The 18,013-nt window shown below is 35.0% G+C and carries 17 protein-coding genes and 1 pseudogene; 14 read left to right on the forward strand and 4 right to left on the reverse strand.

Annotation, left to right across the window (positions count from 1 at the left end; translation table 11 throughout):
- Positions 1–373: 373 nt before the first annotated feature.
- The 4 genes from A6J74_RS25975 (at position 374) to A6J74_RS25990 (ending at position 4,238) form a co-directional block, all read left to right on the forward strand.
- Positions 374–676 (forward strand): metal-sensing transcriptional repressor, encoded by a 303-nt coding sequence (locus tag A6J74_RS25975; RefSeq protein WP_000349642.1) that lies wholly within the window; start codon positions 374–376, stop codon positions 674–676.
- Between the two features lie 203 nt (positions 677–879).
- A complete protein-coding gene (copZ, locus tag A6J74_RS25980) occupies positions 880–1,086 on the forward strand; it encodes a copper chaperone CopZ (RefSeq protein ID WP_000436967.1) in 207 nt (68 codons plus the stop codon).
- Positions 1,087–1,181: 95 nt separating this feature from the next.
- A complete protein-coding gene (locus A6J74_RS25985; protein ID WP_001005320.1) occupies positions 1,182–3,599 on the forward strand; it encodes a heavy metal translocating P-type ATPase in 2,418 nt (805 codons plus the stop codon).
- A gap of 171 nt (positions 3,600–3,770) precedes the next feature.
- Positions 3,771–4,238 carry a GNAT family N-acetyltransferase gene (locus tag A6J74_RS25990; protein ID WP_000954488.1) on the forward strand — a complete coding sequence of 156 codons (468 nt, stop codon included), beginning with the start codon at positions 3,771–3,773 and terminating at the stop codon, positions 4,236–4,238.
- A 31-nt stretch (positions 4,239–4,269) separates the two neighbouring features.
- On the opposite strand, the gene A6J74_RS25995 is transcribed toward A6J74_RS25990, so the two are convergent.
- The gene (locus A6J74_RS25995) at positions 4,270–4,542 is read right to left on the reverse strand and encodes an HU family DNA-binding protein (protein ID WP_001043903.1); all 273 of its coding nucleotides are present in this window, start codon (positions 4,540–4,542) and stop codon (positions 4,270–4,272) included.
- 140 nt (positions 4,543–4,682) lie between these two features.
- Positions 4,683–4,903, reverse strand: a pseudogene (locus A6J74_RS26000) (formate/nitrite transporter family protein); the annotation flags it as partial.
- A 63-nt stretch (positions 4,904–4,966) separates the two neighbouring features.
- Between A6J74_RS26000 and A6J74_RS26005 the strand changes: the two are divergent.
- Both A6J74_RS26005 and A6J74_RS26010 read left to right on the forward strand, forming a co-directional pair.
- Positions 4,967–5,860 carry a metallophosphoesterase gene (locus A6J74_RS26005; protein ID WP_001091710.1) on the forward strand — a complete coding sequence of 298 codons (894 nt, stop codon included), beginning with the start codon at positions 4,967–4,969 and terminating at the stop codon, positions 5,858–5,860.
- A 112-nt stretch (positions 5,861–5,972) separates the two neighbouring features.
- Complete coding sequence (locus A6J74_RS26010) at positions 5,973–7,190, forward strand: M20 metallopeptidase family protein (RefSeq protein WP_000573500.1); 1,218 nt, start codon at positions 5,973–5,975, stop codon at positions 7,188–7,190.
- A gap of 57 nt (positions 7,191–7,247) precedes the next feature.
- On the opposite strand, the gene A6J74_RS26015 is transcribed toward A6J74_RS26010, so the two are convergent.
- On the reverse strand, positions 7,248–8,330 hold the full coding sequence (locus A6J74_RS26015; RefSeq protein ID WP_000932453.1) for a chitinase: 1,083 nt from the start codon (positions 8,328–8,330) through the stop codon (positions 7,248–7,250).
- A gap of 269 nt (positions 8,331–8,599) precedes the next feature.
- Between A6J74_RS26015 and gabP the strand changes: the two genes are divergently transcribed.
- The 8 genes from gabP (at position 8,600) to entD (ending at position 17,577) form a co-directional block, all read left to right on the forward strand.
- Complete coding sequence (gabP, locus tag A6J74_RS26025) at positions 8,600–9,994, forward strand: GABA permease (protein WP_000360092.1); 1,395 nt, start codon at positions 8,600–8,602, stop codon at positions 9,992–9,994.
- Between the two features lie 133 nt (positions 9,995–10,127).
- Positions 10,128–10,466: a hypothetical protein gene (locus tag A6J74_RS26030; protein WP_002039366.1), complete on the forward strand. Its 339-nt coding sequence runs from the start codon at positions 10,128–10,130 to the stop codon at positions 10,464–10,466.
- 318 nt (positions 10,467–10,784) lie between these two features.
- Positions 10,785–11,327, forward strand: coding sequence for a DUF420 domain-containing protein (locus A6J74_RS26040; protein ID WP_000228316.1), 543 nt, complete (start codon positions 10,785–10,787; stop codon positions 11,325–11,327).
- 117 nt (positions 11,328–11,444) lie between these two features.
- Positions 11,445–12,608, forward strand: a complete 1,164-nt coding sequence (locus tag A6J74_RS26045) for an iron-containing alcohol dehydrogenase (protein ID WP_001179087.1) — start codon at positions 11,445–11,447, stop codon at positions 12,606–12,608.
- Positions 12,609–12,766: 158 nt separating this feature from the next.
- A complete protein-coding gene (locus tag A6J74_RS26050) occupies positions 12,767–13,519 on the forward strand; it encodes a DeoR/GlpR family DNA-binding transcription regulator (protein ID WP_000957292.1) in 753 nt (250 codons plus the stop codon).
- Positions 13,516–14,427, forward strand: a complete 912-nt coding sequence (pfkB, locus tag A6J74_RS26055) for a 1-phosphofructokinase (RefSeq protein WP_000640839.1) — start codon at positions 13,516–13,518, stop codon at positions 14,425–14,427. The genes A6J74_RS26050 and pfkB overlap by 4 nt, the downstream gene beginning before the upstream one ends.
- A gap of 13 nt (positions 14,428–14,440) precedes the next feature.
- A complete protein-coding gene (locus A6J74_RS26060; RefSeq protein ID WP_000704651.1) occupies positions 14,441–16,297 on the forward strand; it encodes a PTS fructose transporter subunit IIABC in 1,857 nt (618 codons plus the stop codon).
- A 347-nt stretch (positions 16,298–16,644) separates the two neighbouring features.
- Positions 16,645–17,577: a cell wall-binding protein EntD gene (entD, locus tag A6J74_RS26070; RefSeq protein ID WP_000734608.1), complete on the forward strand. Its 933-nt coding sequence runs from the start codon at positions 16,645–16,647 to the stop codon at positions 17,575–17,577.
- Positions 17,578–17,639: 62 nt separating this feature from the next.
- Here the strand turns inward: entD and A6J74_RS26075 are convergent, their stop codons facing one another.
- Positions 17,640–17,885 carry a hypothetical protein gene (locus A6J74_RS26075; RefSeq protein WP_000814421.1) on the reverse strand — a complete coding sequence of 82 codons (246 nt, stop codon included), beginning with the start codon at positions 17,883–17,885 and terminating at the stop codon, positions 17,640–17,642.
- Between the last annotated feature and the right edge of the window lie 128 nt (positions 17,886–18,013).

Genomic DNA, 18,013 nt, shown 5'->3' on the forward strand with positions numbered 1-18,013 from the left:
GGGGATGGACAATCCCCGCTTATTATTGTTTCAATTTATCCCGCTATTTGCCAGGCAGTAAGACCCCCACCTCAAAATTCAGCGAAAGCAAAGAAGGTAGGTGAAGGTCGGGCTGCCCATAAAAGCTCGATTGGTGAGGGCTAATTAAAATTTCACTTTATTGGATTTTGATTGGAGATATAATGATTTTTTTACAAAAAGGAAAGGGTATAATAAAAATTGAGACTGAGAAGCTAATAATGTGTTAAGAATAATCATAAAGTGGAAATATACTCATATGGGGTATCATACATAGATATTTAATGCTATAATTGGTATACTCATAAAAGCAATTGTTTTATTGGATGAAGAGAAATTTTAAGAAGGTGATAATATGGATCATAAAGAGCATGAATCAGTAACACATAGATCAGAAAAAGAAAAAGAGCAAATTATAAATAGATTGAAGAGAATCGAAGGACAAGTTCGTGGTATTCAAAATATGATTGAAAATGATCGTTATTGCGTTGATATTTTAGTGCAAATTTCAGCGATTAATGCAGCGATGAAAAAAGTAGGAATGGGTGTCTTAAAAAATCATACGAGTCATTGTGTTTCAGGAGCTATTAAAAATGGAAATGGTGACGAAGCAATTGAAGAATTAATGACAGTATTTGAACGTTTTTCAAAAGCGTAAAAACAAGCTAGTATGTAACTGGCTTGTTTTTTTGTTTACCCGTATATTGGATTTAGGTGTATTGTAGTGAAAAAGTGTGTGTAAAATAAACGTTTAGAAAATAATTGAAAAATCATGATACAAAACCATTGATTACCTTAGGGGGGTATGGTAAAATGTAGTTGTGGTTAACAAACAATGAAGAAACAAGAGGAGGATTTTAAATGGAACAGTTAACATTAAAAGTTGAAGGTATGTCTTGTGGACATTGTGTAAACTCTATCGAAAGCAGTGTGAAAGAGCTAAACGGTGTTGAAAAAGTGAAGGTTCAATTAGCAGAAGGAACTGTTGAAGTTACTATCGACTCGTCTGCTATAACATTAAAAGATATCGTTGCTGTAATTGAAGATCAAGGATACGATGTTCAATAATTATTTTTAGATATGGAAATAAATCGTACTTTAAACGAAGTACGATTTATTTTGCTAATAATTATACCTCACAAGGGTATATAGAGGTGAGAGACATGAATGAACAAAAAGAGGCCAATCTTCAAATATCAGGAATGACATGTGCAGCATGTGCCAATAGAATTGAAAAAGGTCTGAAAAAAGTAGAAGGTGTTCATGATGCAAATGTAAATTTTGCACTTGAAAAAACAAAAATAATGTACGATCCAACTAAAACAACTCCGCAACACTTTAAAGAAAAAGTTGAATCGTTAGGATATGGAATTGTAAGTGATAAAGCTGAATTTACTGTTTCAGGAATGACATGTGCAGCATGTGCGAATAGAGTTGAAAAGCGTTTAAATAAGTTAGATGGTGTGAACAAAGCGACGGTTAATTTCGCTTTAGAGTCGGCAACGGTAGACTTTAATCCTGATGAAGTCAGTGTAAATGAAATGAAGAGTACGATTACAAAGTTAGGATATAAATTAGAAGTGAAATCAGATGAGCGAGATGGATCAACAGATCATCGCTTACAAGAAATTAAACGACAAAAGAAAAAATTTATTATTTCGTTTATTTTATCATTCCCGTTATTGTGGGCAATGGTGAGTCATTTCTCATTTACATCGTTTATTTATTTACCTGATATGCTAATGAACCCTTGGGTACAGCTAGCTCTTGCAACTCCTGTTCAATTTATCATTGGTGGACAGTTTTATATTGGAGCTTATAAAGCATTACGTAATAAAAGTGCGAATATGGATGTTCTCGTGGCACTTGGAACGTCGGCCGCTTATTTCTATAGTGTATATTTAAGTATTCAATCTATTGGTTCTTCGGAACATATGACAGATTTATATTTTGAAACGAGTGCGGTACTTATTACATTAATTATTTTAGGTAAATTATTTGAAGCAAAGGCAAAGGGACGTTCATCAGAAGCAATTAAAAAGTTAATGGGATTACAAGCGAAAACAGCTACAGTTGTACGAGATGGAACAGAAATGAAGATTTTAATCGAAGAAGTGGTAGCTGGTGATATCGTTTATGTAAAACCTGGTGAAAAAATACCAGTTGATGGAGAAATTGTAGAAGGAAAATCTGCGATTGATGAATCGATGTTAACGGGTGAAAGTATTCCAGTTGATAAAACAATTGGAGATGTAGTAATTGGTTCTACAATAAATAAAAATGGATTTTTAAAAGTTAAAGCAACTAAGGTAGGTAGAGATACGGCATTAGCTCAAATTATTAAAGTAGTAGAAGAAGCGCAAGGATCGAAAGCGCCTATTCAACGGGTAGCTGATCAAATTTCTGGTATTTTCGTACCGGTTGTAGTTGTGATTGCTATTATTACATTTGCAGTGTGGATGATATTTGTTACACCTGGTGATTTTGGCGGAGCGCTTGAGAAAATGATAGCAGTACTTGTTATCGCCTGCCCATGTGCGTTAGGTCTTGCGACACCTACATCTATTATGGCTGGATCAGGAAGATCAGCTGAGTATGGTATTTTATTTAAAGGTGGAGAGCATTTAGAAGCAACGCACCGATTAGATACGGTTATTTTAGACAAAACGGGTACTGTGACAAATGGGAAGCCAGTATTAACAGATATAATTGTAGCAGATGGATTCCATGAAGAAGAAATACTACGTTTAGTAGGAGCGGCAGAAAAAAATTCTGAACACCCACTTGCAGAAGCGATAGTAGAAGGAATTAAAGAAAAGAAAATTGATATACCAAGTTCGGAAACATTTGAAGCAATTCCTGGGTTCGGTATTGAATCGATTGTTGAAGGGAAACAATTATTAATTGGTACACGTCGATTAATGACGAAGTTTAATATTGATATTGAAGAAGTTTCTAAATCGATGGAAGAGCTAGAGCGAGAAGGAAAAACAGCAATGTTAATAGCGATAGATAAGGAGTATGCTGGAATAGTTGCTGTTGCGGATACTGTAAAAGATACTTCAAAAGCAGCTATCGCACGACTTAAGAAAATGGGTCTAGACGTTGTTATGATTACAGGGGATAATACACAAACTGCTCAGGCAATTGCAGGGCAAGTTGGTATTGATCACGTAATTGCAGAAGTATTGCCAGAAGGAAAAGCAGAAGAAGTGAAAAAACTGCAAGCGCAAGGTAAGAAAGTAGCGATGGTTGGAGATGGAATAAATGATGCTCCTGCTCTTGCTACAGCAGACATTGGTATGGCAATTGGAACAGGAACGGATGTAGCGATGGAAGCGGCGGATATTACGTTAATCCGTGGTGATTTAAATAGTATTGCCGATGCAATTTTTATGAGTAAAATGACGATTAGAAATATTAAGCAAAATCTATTCTGGGCGTTAGCTTATAATGGCTTAGGGATCCCAATTGCAGCATTAGGTTTCTTAGCACCTTGGGTTGCAGGAGCGGCGATGGCATTTAGCTCGGTATCAGTCGTATTAAATGCATTAAGATTGCAAAGAGTGAAATTAAAATAATAAAAATTTTAATTTATAGAGTAATTGAAAATGCTTTTATACAAAAAAACAATACTTTGAATAAGTGTTGTTTTTTTGTTTGTATAAAAAGAAAAAAGGTATAATGAAGCAGCAATATTGAATCTTATTATAGTAGAAAGCCGAGTGTTAGTTTAGTAAGGAGACTCATATATGTTAACGGATATTATAATTAGGACATTCCAGAAAGAGGATTTAGAACCAGTATTACAATTGTTCTATGAAACAGTTCATATGGTGAATGCGAGAGATTATAACGAGTTACAGCTACAGGCATGGGCGCCAAAGCGACTAGATAGAGAAAGATGGCTACAGTCTTTAGAAAAGAATATTTGTTACGTTGCTGAGTATAGAGGTGTGATAGTGGGGTTTGGGGATTATAATGATGAGCATTACATAGATCGCTTATTTACGCATAAAGATTATCAAGGAAAAGGGGTAGCTTCATACATATTACAGAAGTTAGAAAAAGAAGCAGTGAACTTAGGGCACGGGGATATATATACAGAGGCGAGTATTACAGCAAAATCTTTCTTTGAAAGGAAAGGTTTTATTTGCATAAAGGAACAAAAAAAACAGCACAATGGTCAGATTTTTATTAATTATGTTATGAAAAAATAGCCTTCTCATAAACGAGAAGGCTATTTTTTCATTATTTTACAGCTTCTTTTAGTTCTTTACCAGCTTTGAAAGCAGGTACTTTAGAAGCTGCGATTTGCATTTCTTCACCAGTTTGTGGGTTACGGCCTGTACGAGCAGCTCTTTCACGAACTTCGAATGTACCGAATCCGATAAGTTGTACTTTTTCACCAGCAGCTAAAGCGTTAGTGATTGATTCTACTACAGTTTGTACAACTACAGTAGCTTCTTTTTGAGAAATCTCAGCATTTTGTGCTACGTTTTTAATTAATTCTGTTTTATTCATGTTTTTCACCTCATATGTAAATAATGCTATTTAAGTTGTTATTATAACGTATAAAACATTCGAGAACAAGTGTACGTAGATATATTCACGAAAAAAATGAAATTTGTAATATTTTTTAGCCTACTTTATAACCATTCCATTTAAGCGGATATAGATTTGTTCTGTATTTCAGTCTTCTCTTTATTTGTAGGTAGTTTCTTATTATAAGATATGAAATAAGGTAGTTCTACAAAATACAAACCGCCTACTAAATTCCCAAAGAAAACAAGAAGTTTGGGAAATATTCAATCCAAGTTACATGACCGGTAAAAATTGCAGCTGGGATAACAAACATATTTGCTACAACGTGTTGAAACCCCAATTTTTTTCATGTTGTCACATCAATGTAACAAAAGGATTTTAAACTACATCTAGAGGTGAAAACATGAATACGCATCATGTAAAAAAAGAACAAAAAAAATCAATCTTAAAGAAACTTATTATAAGTTTCATAAGTATAGTAATGATTCCAGTAAGCTTGTATTTCTATGCGACAGAAATAGAACGAAAACTAATAACAGTTACGTGGAATGAAATAGAAGCCCCGACGATTCCTAAAGAGTTTAATAATAAAAAAATATTGCAATTCTCAGATGTACATTTAGGACCAGAGTTTACATTGAAACAACTAGAAAATTTGGTGGAGAAGATGAATGAATTGCATCCAGATATAGTTGTTTTCACAGGAGATTTAATAGATAAGTTTGGATCTTATAGTGCGGAAAAAGATGAAGCGAAGGTTATTTTGCAGAAAATTAATGCTCCCTTAGGGAAATATGCTGTGTTTGGGAATCATGATAGGGGCGGGGGTGGTAGTGTGTTTTATAAAAAGTATATGGAGGAAGCTGGTTTTTCTGTATTAGTAAATGAAGTGCAGAAAATTAAAGTGGGAAACGGCAAATATATTACAATATCAGGCTTGGATGATTTCTTATTAGGGAAGCCACAAATAGACGCGACTTTAAAACATGTAAGGCAACAAGATTTCAATATGCTATTAGTACATGAGCCGGATGTTGTAGACAAAGTAGCTTGTTATCCAGTTGATTTTCAAGTTTCAGGGCATAGTCACGGAGGACAAGTTCAAATTCCTTTTATAGGTCCATTAATTACTACAAAATTAGCTGAGAGCTATGTTGAAGGTATGTATGAATTAGAAGGGAAGAATAAGCCGTTACATTTATATGTAAATCGAGGTATTGGGACAACCCGAATGCCGGTTAGATTTTGGAGTGTACCTGAACTTTCAGTATTTGTGTTGAAGCAAAATAGTAATTAGACGATTCTAGAATAGTAGGAGGACTTTCAGAGAAAGTTCTCCTTTTTATTGATTAAATACAGAATGTTATGTAAATTAAATTTAAAGTGTTAAAAAAGAAAGGGGAATTTCTATGATAGAAACATGGCATAAAGAGTTGGAAAGTTTGTATAACCAAATGGTTTCGTGGCGAAGAGATTTTCATCAATACCCAGAGCTATCGTTTCAAGAAATAGAAACACCGAAAAAAATAGCTGCAATCTTAAAAAGTTTTCATATTGATGTGAAAACAGATGTCGGGGAAAGAGGAATCATCGGCGTAATTGAAGGTGGGAAATCTGGGAAGACAATCGCGTTGCGTGCTGATTTTGATGCACTACCTATTCAAGATGAAAAGAAAGTTTCATATAAATCAAAGGTTCCGGGCGTAATGCACGCTTGTGGCCATGATGGACATACAGCAACACTTTTAGGAGTTGCAAAAATATTAAGTGATCATAGAGACCAACTTTCTGGAAAAATAGTTCTTATACACCAACATGCAGAAGAGAAAGAGCCTGGCGGGGCTATCGCTATGATTGAGGATGGTTGTTTAGAAGGAGTAGATGTTGTTTTTGGTACGCATGTATCTTCTCAAATGCCTGTAGGAATTGTTGGTGCGAAAGCAGGAGCAATGATGGCGGCAGCTGATTCTTTTGAGGTGAAGGTTCAAGGGCGAGGTGGTCACGGAGGTATGCCACATCATACTGTAGATGCTATTATTGTTGCAACACAAATTATTAACCAGTTGCAACTGTTAGTTAGTAGAAAAGTCGATCCACTTCAATCCGTAGTTTTAACAGTTGGTACATTCCATGCTGGTCAAGCGGATAATATTATTGCGGATACTGCTACGTTTACAGGAACCATTCGAACGTTAGATCCTGAAGTAAGAGAATATATGGAGAAGGAATTTAGACGAGTTGTTGAGGGGATTTGTCAGTCTCTTCAGGCTGAAGTTAATATTCAATATAAACGTGGCTATCCAATATTAATAAATCATGTAGAGGAAACGAGTCATTTTATGGAGGTTGCAGAACGTGATCTTGGAAGAGAAAGGGTCATTGAAGTGGCGCCTATTATGGGTGGTGAAGATTTTGCATACTACTTAGAACATGTTCCAGGAGCATTTTTCTTCACAGGTGCGGGTAATGAAGAAATAGGAGCAACATATCCGCATCATCATCCTCAATTTGATTTTGATGAACGTGCAATGTTAGTTGGTGGGAAGTTACTTTTAAGTCTCGTAAATAGCTATTTACGAAATGGAGATGAATCTCTTCGTACTGTAGATATGGATGTGAAAAAGTAATTTACATAAATAAAAAACAGCACTAGGTTACTTTATATAACCTATTGCTGTTTTTTATTATTTTTGCAAAGGAATAGCATCAAAATATGTTCTGTAGTTATTGGAGAATTCAAAGTTGTTTTTTGCATCCCAATTAATGGACCAAGACATTAGACCACGAAATGCAGGGTAGCCATTTTGATTAGAAAGCTTATACTTTCCTCCGAAAGGAACGCCTTTAATGATATAATTTAAAGCTTTTTTCATTTCAGTTGGAGAAATATACCCGCCACTTGGAGCTGCTGCTGGTGCCGCCGGAAGTCCAATCATTACTTGATCTGAACGAAGAGCGGGGAAAATATTATTTGGATTACCGCCTACAGGAAAGCCATGTAAGAGCATATCTGCCATCGCGACCTCGTAGTCTGCGGCTCCTTGATTATAATTATTACCGTCCATCCCAATGCCGCTACCAGCATTATAGTGTTGAACGTGAATATAAGTTAGTTTGTCTTTCACTCCGTAAATAATTGGTAAATATGCACCCCATATGCTTCCATATGCGCTATACCCGCCTTGAACATAAGCTGTTTCAGGGGCCATGCTTAGTAGGAAATCTGGGCCGTAATGGTCTGAAATCGTTCGAATTGCTGAGATAAGATTCACGATTTGAGGAGTTGTTGGGTTTTTAAAATTAGTGTCATTGCCGTTTAAGTAAATACCTGATTCAAGGTCAATATCCATTCCATCAAAACCGTATTTATCGATTAGAGATTGTATGGAATTAATAAAACGTTGTTTAGCGGCATTGTCAGGAAGTAAAACGACTCCATTTTGTCCACCTATTGAAAGAACTACTTTTTTTCCTTTACTTTTTAAATAGGAAATATCAGATTTGAACTCTGCATCTGTACCATACACAGGGGAAAATTCAACAGTGGAACGATCACCACCAGTTTCACCGAAAGATACATTTATTACATCCCATTTTGGTGAAACATCTTTTAATTTAATAATGCCAGTACCGTTATCAAAGTTATGCCAATATCCAACGAGTAATTTTGATCCTAAATTGTTTGCTGCTTTTGTTTGGAAGGGGGCTAGCGGTAGCAGTAAGAAAATTACTAACATACAACAAATGAATTTGAACTTGTTTAACATATCAACACTCCTATACAAAAAGTTGTCTAGATGTATAATCTTGTTTCTTTAATGATATCTGAAAATTTTATCTTTTGTTAGGTTTAATAATTTTCTCAACAATTGTGTATGGAAAATTATTAAACCTAATGTAATAATTTATGAAGGAGGTGGATTTATAATTTTTAAATTCAGAATATTTTGATATATTAAGAAATGTAAGACAAGGTTTTTTGCATAATACTCTTACATAAATTTCAAAATAAAGTTTGGAAGGGGATGTACAAGATTTGGATAAAAATCTTAAGAAAGACCTAAAAATACGCCACATTACGATGATCTCAATTGGTGGTGTAATAGGGGCTGGTTTGTTTGTTGGAAGTGGTGCAGTTGTACATTCGGCCGGGCCAGGTTCTATCGTTTCATATGCATTAGCAGGACTTTTAGTCATTTTCGTCATGAGAATGTTGGGGGAAATGGCAGCTATTAACCCGACAAGTGGTTCATTTGCAACATATGCACGAGAAGCTATTGGTCCATGGGCCGGGTATACAATTGGGTGGCTATATTGGTTTTTCTGGGTAATTGTTATTGCAATAGAAGCCACAGCAGGTGCTGGTATTATTCAATACTGGATTCCAGACATCCCACTCTGGTTATTAAGCCTAATATTAACGATTTTATTAACGTTGACGAATGTTTTTTCAGTGAAATCATTTGGAGAGTTTGAATATTGGTTTTCTTTTATTAAAGTAATAAGTATCGTCTTATTCCTTTGTCTTGGACTTGCTGTTATTTTAGGATTTGTACCAGGAACGGAAGCACCTGGCACTTCAAATTTAGTAGGACAAGGGGGATTTATGCCAAATGGGATAAGTTCGGTGCTGCTTGGAATTACCGTCGTTATATTTTCATTTATGGGGTCAGAGATTGTAGCAGTAGCGGCTGGTGAGTCTGCTGAGCCTGTAAAAGCAGTAAAAACAGCAACAAATAGTGTAATTTGGCGTATTCTCGTATTTTTCATTGGATCTATTGCTATAGTCGTTACACTCCTTCCGTGGAATTCAGCAAACATACTAAAAAGTCCATTTGTAGCGGTACTTGAACATATAGGAATACCAGCGGCAGCACAAATTATGAATTTTATCGTTTTAACAGCTGTACTCTCTTGTTTAAATTCGGGCTTATATACAAACTCAAGAATGCTTTTTTCGATGGCAGAAAGAGGAGATGCTCCAAAGGTGTTTTTAAAATTGAACAGTAGTGGTGTTCCAGTTCGAGCAGTTTTATTTGGAACTTTCTTCGCTTATATTGGAGTTGTTTTTAGTTACATATCTCCAGATAAAGTATTTTTATTTTTAGTGAATGCTTCTGGTGGGATCGCGTTACTCGTTTATCTCGTTATTGCAGTTTCGCATTTAAAGATGCGTAAAAAAATGGGAAAAGTAGAACAAAGAAATTTGAAAGTGAAAATGTGGCTTTTCCCATATGTAACGTATGTTACAATTGCTGCTATTATAGCAGTTTTAGTTGCAATGCTTGCAATTGAATCTTTGCGTCCACAAGCACTTTTAACGATGCTTGTTACTGTTCTTATAATACTTTCTTATTTTATTTTTAATAGAAATAAAAATAGCACAGTTTTGAAACCTAAAAGTAGAAATGAAGAATCCGTTCGATTCTAATTTATTGTTTTGGAATAGAGTTACACCCAATCATTGCTATAAAAGAATCATATATAAACATAGAAACGAGTAATTACTATTGTCATAGTGAATATAAACTTTTTTCTTGACTTTTTATACGAAGGCGAGCAAAATGGTAAAAAAGGAAGGGGGGATGATGATGGAAGAGTACGTATTAGAGCTGTATAACCTGTTATATACGACAGAATGGCAAGATATTGTTTCGTTTCTAGGAATAGTATTTTGCATGAAAATTGTAATTGTATATATGGAAGAGCAAGGTATGTTCTATTCCTTCTCATCCCCGTTCGATGTGCAGCGCGAGCCGTTGCTGAACTATGCCAAGGTGAATTACGAACAAATTCCTTTTGTTCTATTCTTTATGATTCGATTTATAACAGCAATTGTAAAGAAGAAAGAAAGTGATGATGAAGAGTGCCACGTAACTTGTAATATAGCTAACGTTTTTTAAGCTAAATACAAGGAGGAGATTTATATGTGGTTTCGATTTCTTATGATTGGTTTCTTTTCATTAACAGCAATTTCATTAATGGGATATCAAGTATCTGAAATTTTTCAAGCATATAGCAATACGTTTTTTAACAAAAACTAATTGCATTGCTATTTGAATAATAAAGCGATAAAATCCTTCTTAAGAAGTTTTATTAAGAAGGATTTTTTTCTTTGTCTTGTCTTACTGTGTCAAACTATTGTCACATTTACACTGTGAATAATATGTTAAAATAGTGAGGTTACGTATACATATTTGAAGGAAGAGGGAGTGACCATTTTGGTGGATCAATCAACAAATCAGAAAAGCTATGCTCCTATTGTGATAACGCTTTCTGTAATTGTAAATGCGATTATTTTATTTTTGTTCTTTGGACCTGTTGGCTATGAAGGAGAAGTACATTTTGATGTAACGATTTTACCAATGTTAAATGCAATTTTTAATAGCTTTACGTTCGTATTCTTATTAGCAGCTTTATACTCTATTATTAAAAAGAATGTGAAAATGCACCGTGGTTTCATTCTTGCGGCATTCACGACGACTTTGCTATTCTGTGTTTCGTATTTATCGTATCATTACTTGGCGCCAGCAACACATTTTGGCGGGGAAGGATTTATTAAATATGTGTACTTCATCATTTTAATTACACATATTATCCTTGCGGCAATTATTGTACCACTTGCATTGTTCGCACTTGTATTTGGTTTTACGAATCAATTAACACGTCACCGTAAAATTGTACGATGGACGATGCCAATTTGGCTATATGTAAGTCTATCTGGTGTTATTGTTTACTTAATGATCTCACCTTATTATCAATAAAAAATCTCAGCCCTAAAGGCTGGGATTTTTTTGTTAAGCAAATATTTTTGTGAAATGAAAAAAATATGGTATACAAAAGTATAGTTGCTTTTTAAATAGAAGGGATGGTAAAAAGATATGCAAAATTTTGTATTTCGTAATCCGACAAAACTTATTTTCGGTAAAGGACAATTAGAGCAGTTAAAAACTGAAATTCCACAGTTCGGTAAAAAAGTTCTTCTCGTATATGGAGGAGGCAGCATTAAAAGAAACGGTATATATGATAATGTAATTTCTATTTTAAAAGATATAAATGCGGAAGTATTTGAATTGACTGGTGTTGAACCGAATCCTCGTGTATCAACAGTAAAAAAAGGGATTCAAATTTGTAAAGAAAATGGTGTCGAATTTATTTTAGCAGTTGGTGGAGGAAGTGTAATCGACTGTACGAAAGCGATTGCCGCTGGTAGTAAGTACGATGGAGATGTATGGGATATTGTAACGAAAAAAGCATTTGCTAGCGAGGCATTACCATTTGGTACTGTACTTACTCTTGCAGCAACAGGATCTGAAATGAATGCAGGCTCGGTAATTACAAACTGGGAAACGAATGAAAAATACGGCTGGGGTAGCCCGGTTACTTTCCCGCAGTTTTCAATCTTAGATCCAGTTCATACTGCGTCTGTACCGAAAGATCAAACAATTTACGGTATGGTAGATATTATGTCACACGTATTAGAGCAATATTTCCATCATGGAACAAATACAGAACTACAAGATCGTTATTGTGAATCTGTTTTAAGAACAGTAATTGAAACAGCTCCTAAGCTTTTAAGTGATCTAGAAAATTATGAGCATAGGGAAACAATTTTATATTGCGGTACTATGGCGTTAAACGGCATTTTAGCAATGGGAGTAAAAGGAGACTGGGCAACTCATAATATTGAGCATGCAGTTTCTGCTGTTCATGACATACCACACGGCGGCGGCCTTGCAATTCTATTCCCGAATTGGATGAAGCATGTTATAGATGAAAATGTAAGTCGTTTTAAACAGTTCGCTATTCGTGTATTTGATATAGAAACAGATGGCAAAACAGATAAAGAAGTGGTGTTAGAAGGAATTGAGGCACTGCGTCAATTTTGGACTTCAATTGAGGCGCCAGTAGCATTATCTGATTATACTATTGGAGAAAATGAAATTGATTTAATGGCGGATAAAGCGATGGCTTATGGTGAATTTGGTAACTTTAAAAAATTAAATAAAGATGATGTTTTAAACATATATAAAGCTTCTTTATAAGTGAATCGAGAAAAGAAACCCATTTGATATAACAATCAAATGGGTTTCTTTTTTGTTGTCTATAACTGTTTTTGATTGTTTTTGATTATTTATGAATGTATATGGTTGATTTTTGTGATCGTTTTCATTATACTGTAATCAAAGAAGAGGTGAGTAAAATGTTAACTCCTGAACGTCATCAAATGATATTGCAACTTGTAAAAGAACAGAAAGTAGTTAAATTACAGCAATTAGTTGAAAGAACAGAAAGCTCTGAATCAACAATTCGTCGTGATTTAGCACAATTAGAAAAACAAAGGTTATTAAAAAGAGTTCATGGTGGTGCCTCTGTTTTAACAGCAAAGGGACAGGAGCCAACGATGACTGAAAAATCATCCAAAAACATTCAAATAAAACATCAAATTGCTAAGTATGCAGCTACTATTGTGGAACAAGGGGATTGTATTTATTTAGATGCAGGAAGTACAACATTTGAAATGATTCCATTTCTAATAAATAAAGATGTTACTGTCGTGACGAATGGACTTATGCATATTGAAGCTTTAGTTGAAAATAATATTCGTGCGTATTTACTAGGCGGAATGATGAAGAGTAGGACGAAGGCTTTAATTGGTGCGATGGCACAGGAAAGTATGCAGAAGTATCGCTTTGATAAATGTTTTTTAGGAGCGAATGGCGTACATGAACAGTTTGGTTTTACAACACCAGATCCAGAAGAAGCGCTTTTAAAACAAATGGCATTAACATTAGCGAACGAAGGGTATTTCTTAATTGATGAAAGTAAGTTTTCAGAAGTTGCGTTTGCGAAAATTGCCAATGTTGAAGATGCAAATATTATTACAAACCATTTAGAAATGGATTTAGAAAAATATAAAAGACAAACCAATGTAATTGAGGCTGATAAACAATGATCTATACAGTTACTTTAAACCCATCTATTGATTATGTAGTACAAGTTAATTCTTTCGATTTAGGCACAGTAAATCGGGCAGAGAAAGATATGAAGTTCCCTGGAGGAAAAGGGATTAATGTTTCTCGCGTTCTTCATCGTTTAGGTGTTGAAAATGTTGCACTTGGATTTACTGGTGGATTTACTGGTCAGTTTATTCAAGATGTATTACATGATGAAGGTGTAACAACAAATTTCGTCCAAGTAGATGAAGATACTAGAATTAATGTAAAAATAAAAGGGGAAGAAGAAACAGAATTAAATGGACAAGGTCCTATTGTGACAAAAGAACAGTTTGGACAATTGATGAAAAAAATTGAAAGTATGCAACGTGAAGATTGTGTTGTACTTGCTGGAAGTATACCGGCTTCTATTCAAAATACCTTTTATGAATCAATTGCTGCGTTTGGAGCTGAAAAAGGTATTCGTGTAGTAGTAGATGCAAGTGGAAGTGCACTGCAACATGTAATTAAAAATAAGCCATTTTTAATAAAGCCAAATCATCATGAACTTGGTGAGTTATTTGGAGTGGAGCTTTCAACGGTAGAAGAGATTTTACCGTATGGAAGAAAATTAGTCGAACAAGGTGTAGAGAACGTTATTGTATCAATGGCCGGAGATGGAGCTTTATTATTTACGGCAGAAGGTATATATGAAGCAACTGTTCCAAAAGGTGTTGTTATTAATTCAGTTGGGGCAGGAGATTCTCTCGTTGCTGGATTTGTAGGTAAATACGAACAGACAAAAGAAATTGAAAAGGCATTCCAATATGGCGTTGCAACAGGGAGTGCAACAGCATTTTCGGCAGATTTATGTAAAAAGGAAAAAGTAGAAGAATTATTGTCGCAAGTAATTGTAGTTAAGCGATAGGGGGAAGTAACATATGAAAATTACAGAACTATTAAAAAGGGATACAGTCATTATGAATTTGACAGCTTCAAATAAAGAAGCTGTCATAGATGAATTAGTTGAGAAATTAAGTGGGGCAAATCGTTTAAATAGTAAAACGGAATTTAAAGAAGCTATTTTAAAGCGGGAGTCCCAAAGTACGACTGGAATTGGGGAAGGCATTGCCATACCTCATGCGAAGACGAAGGCTGTTAAGCAACCGGCGATTTGTTTTGGTAGAAGTGTAAGCGGTATCAATTATGAATCGCTTGACGGACAGCCTGCACATTTATTCTTTATGATTGCTGCAAGTGAAGGAGCGAATAATACACATTTAGAAACGTTGTCCCGTCTTTCTACATTATTAATGGATGAAGGCTTTCGCAAGCAATTATTAGAAGCGAAGGATGAAGAGGAGCTTCTTCGCTTATTTGATGAAAAAGAGAATGAAAAAGAAGAAGAAGTTGAAGTAGCGAAACCAGAAGGGGATGAACCATACGTATTAGCTGTTACAGCTTGTCCGACTGGAATCGCTCACACATATATGGCTGCTGATAGTTTGAAAGCGAAAGCGGCAGAGTTAGGGATTGCGATTAAAGTTGAAACGAACGGATCAACAGGTATAAAAAACGGTTTAACGAAAGAGGACATTGAACGTGCAACGGCCATTATCGTTGCGGCAGATAAACAAGTAGAAGTGAATCGTTTTGCTGGAAAACATGTCATTCAAGTGCCAGTAGCTGATGGGATTAGAAAAACGGAAAAGCTTCTTAATCGAGCTGTCAAACAAGATGCACCAATCTTTAAAGGTGTAAAAGAGAATGGGAAGTCAGAGAGTATAGAGAAGGAAAAAGGATTAGGAATTTATAAGCATTTAATGAGCGGTGTAAGTAATATGCTTCCGTTTGTTGTTGGCGGTGGAATTTTAATAGCGCTAGCGTTTTCGTTTGGTGGTATAAAGGCGGAAGGTCCATTAGCTGAATTGTTCATGTCTATTGGTGGAGGAAAAACAGGGGCGTTTTTATTCCTTGTACCAATTTTAGCTGGATTTATTGCGAGTTCTATTGCTGATCGTCCTGGTTTTATGCCTGGTGTTGTCGGAGGATTTTTAGCGGCACATGCGAATGCTGGGTTTTTAGGTGGATTAATTGCTGGTTTCTTAGCTGGATATGTTGTTTTAGGATTGAAAAGATTATTTTCAGGATTACCAGCGCAGTTAGAAGGAATTAAACCTGTTTTGTTATATCCAGTCTTTGGATTGTTAATTACAGGAGTTGTAATGCAAAAAGTAGTAAATCCACCTGTAGTAGCATTGAATGAAATGTTAACAGGATGGTTAAATGGTTTGAACGGTACAAATGCTATATTACTAGGTCTTATTTTAGGTGGTATGATGGCAATCGATATGGGTGGTCCAATTAATAAAGCCGCATTTACATTTGGTATTGCTGCAATAGAAGCGCAGAACTTTGGAGTTCACTCTGCTGTTATGGCTGGTGGTATGGTACCGCCACTTGCAATTGCATTTGCAACTACATTCTTTAAAACAAAGTTTACAGAAGCGGAACGTAAATCTGGTTTAACAAATTATATTATGGGAGCATCGTTTATTACAGAAGGTGCAATTCCATTTGCAGCTGCAGATCCGATTCGAGTAATTGTAAGTTGTGTTGTTGGTTCAAGTATTGCAGGCGCGTTATCTATGTTATTCCAAATTACATTACCGGCACCACATGGTGGGTTATTTGTTATAGCATTAGTAAATAAACCGTTGCTATATATTTTCTCTATACTAGTAGGGACAGCTATTTCTGCTCTTATGATGGGAATTTGGAAAAAGAAAGTTAAATAACAAATGAAAAAGGAGTAGCTACTATAAGTTACTCTTTTTTATTACAAAAAAAGAGATTAATAATTGGAGAATGATGTTTTATGGTAAAGATGTAATGGAATATGGTTTTTTTGTAACAAAACAGTAATACTGTAATTTTTTTTGGAAAAAAATTTTCATGCTTGTATGTGGAAAATATATGAAAAATATTGGGGTTTCTATTGAAAAGGCATTTTATTAATATGGAAATTTATGTTACAACTCGTTAATCGTATATTACGAATGCTTTGTAATTGTGTGATTTCTAAAAAACTAAAAAATCTGTTGCTATAATGAAAATACGAAAACAAAGCAAATGGAGGCTATTCATGAAAAAATTATTAGGTATAGCAACAGCGGCAGTTTTTGGTCTTGGGATTTTTGCAGGTTCTGCGAAAGCAGAAACGATTGTAACAACAGACGTATTAAATGTGAGAGAAAACCCAAATGTAGAGTCAAAGCTTGTAGGTAAAATGTTAAGTGGAAATAAATTAGATGTTATAAATACAGAAAACGGATGGTCGAAAATTAAATTAGACGGTAAAGAAGCATTTGTAAGTGCTGAATTTACTAAAAGTACGTATTATGTAACTGCGAATGTATTAAATATTCGTGCTGGAGCGAATACTGACTCTGAAATTCTTGGTAAATTTAATAAAAATGATTTGATTGAAACGACAAATCAAGTTCAAAATGAATGGTTACAATTCGACTACAATGGAAAAGTTGCATATGTTCACGTGCCATTTTTAACAGGGACGGCACCGGTAATTGAAAAGAAAGAAGTTGTAACGCAAGAAGAAGTGCCGGAAAGAGTAAATACGCCGGTTAAAAATAATAAAGCAGTTAAGAGCAAAGAGTCTGTTAAGAATGTAGAATCAAATAAACCTGTGGTAAAACAGCAGTCAACTACGAAACAAGTTGCGAAATCTACTCAAACAAGTGCCCCTGCTGGTGGACGTGAAATAACAGTAGAAGCGACGGCGTATACAGCAAATCCAAGTGAGAATGGTACGTATGGTGGTCGTGTATTAACTGCAATGGGGCATGATTTAACAGCGAATCCAAATATGAAAGTAATTGCTGTTGATCCAAAGGTAATTCCACTTGGATCGAAAGTATGGGTAGAAGGATATGGAGAAGCGATTGCTGGAGATACTGGTGGTGCTATTAAAGGAAATCGTATTGATGTATTAGTGGGCTCAGATGGTAGTGCTAATAGCTGGGGCCGTAAGTCTGTAAAAGTGAAAGTTATACAATAGTGTATATGTATTAATTTAAAAAGCGGTTGCTTACATATTTTCAAGCAACCGCTTTTTATGGATTATTGAAAGGGATAAATAGTTGTACCTGTAAGAATTTTATATGCACTGCAAAATTGAGTCTGCATATACTCTGTATTTTTATTTTCTGGATGTAATGTTGTTTCTTGGAGCGTAGAATGAAAAGAACGTAGCAAACAATTTAGAGCGAAGTATAATTCTTCTTGTGAACAGTTTTGTTCTTTTGTAGCAGTGGCTAAAATAAGGTCTTTTGTTAAAGATGAAAAATTGATGGTAGATTGTTTCATAGTCAACTCATCCTCTCAAAGCTATTTTTATCATGTGTATGCAGAATTGGACAAACTATGTTCTTTTTTATATGAAATTTCATGTACCAGAATGAAAGAACTTGCAATCGTACCGTTAAAATTGTTAA

The sequence above is a fragment of the Bacillus sp. FDAARGOS_235 genome (assembly GCF_002073415.2).
In the GTDB taxonomy this organism is placed as follows: domain Bacteria; phylum Bacillota; class Bacilli; order Bacillales; family Bacillaceae_G; genus Bacillus_A; species Bacillus_A toyonensis.

Excerpts from the sequence above, each read along its gene's own strand:
- A6J74_RS25975 (WP_000349642.1), top strand. The coding sequence starts at position 374 with ATGGATCATAAAGAGCATGAATCAGTAACACATAGATCAGAAAAAGAA.
- copZ (WP_000436967.1), top strand. The coding sequence starts at position 880 with ATGGAACAGTTAACATTAAAAGTTGAAGGTATGTCTTGTGGACATTGT.
- A6J74_RS25985 (WP_001005320.1), top strand. The coding sequence starts at position 1,182 with ATGAATGAACAAAAAGAGGCCAATCTTCAAATATCAGGAATGACATGT.
- A6J74_RS25990 (WP_000954488.1), top strand. The coding sequence starts at position 3,771 with ATGTTAACGGATATTATAATTAGGACATTCCAGAAAGAGGATTTAGAA.
- A6J74_RS25995 (WP_001043903.1), bottom strand. The coding sequence starts at position 4,542 with ATGAATAAAACAGAATTAATTAAAAACGTAGCACAAAATGCTGAGATT.
- A6J74_RS26005 (WP_001091710.1), top strand. The coding sequence starts at position 4,967 with ATGAATACGCATCATGTAAAAAAAGAACAAAAAAAATCAATCTTAAAG.
- A6J74_RS26010 (WP_000573500.1), top strand. The coding sequence starts at position 5,973 with ATGATAGAAACATGGCATAAAGAGTTGGAAAGTTTGTATAACCAAATG.
- A6J74_RS26015 (WP_000932453.1), bottom strand. The coding sequence starts at position 8,330 with ATGTTAAACAAGTTCAAATTCATTTGTTGTATGTTAGTAATTTTCTTA.
- A6J74_RS26030 (WP_002039366.1), top strand. The coding sequence starts at position 10,128 with ATGGTAAAAAAGGAAGGGGGGATGATGATGGAAGAGTACGTATTAGAG.
- A6J74_RS26045 (WP_001179087.1), top strand. The coding sequence starts at position 11,445 with ATGCAAAATTTTGTATTTCGTAATCCGACAAAACTTATTTTCGGTAAA.
- A6J74_RS26050 (WP_000957292.1), top strand. The coding sequence starts at position 12,767 with ATGTTAACTCCTGAACGTCATCAAATGATATTGCAACTTGTAAAAGAA.
- pfkB (WP_000640839.1), top strand. The coding sequence starts at position 13,516 with ATGATCTATACAGTTACTTTAAACCCATCTATTGATTATGTAGTACAA.
- A6J74_RS26060 (WP_000704651.1), top strand. The coding sequence starts at position 14,441 with ATGAAAATTACAGAACTATTAAAAAGGGATACAGTCATTATGAATTTG.
- entD (WP_000734608.1), top strand. The coding sequence starts at position 16,645 with ATGAAAAAATTATTAGGTATAGCAACAGCGGCAGTTTTTGGTCTTGGG.
- A6J74_RS26075 (WP_000814421.1), bottom strand. The coding sequence starts at position 17,885 with ATGAAACAATCTACCATCAATTTTTCATCTTTAACAAAAGACCTTATT.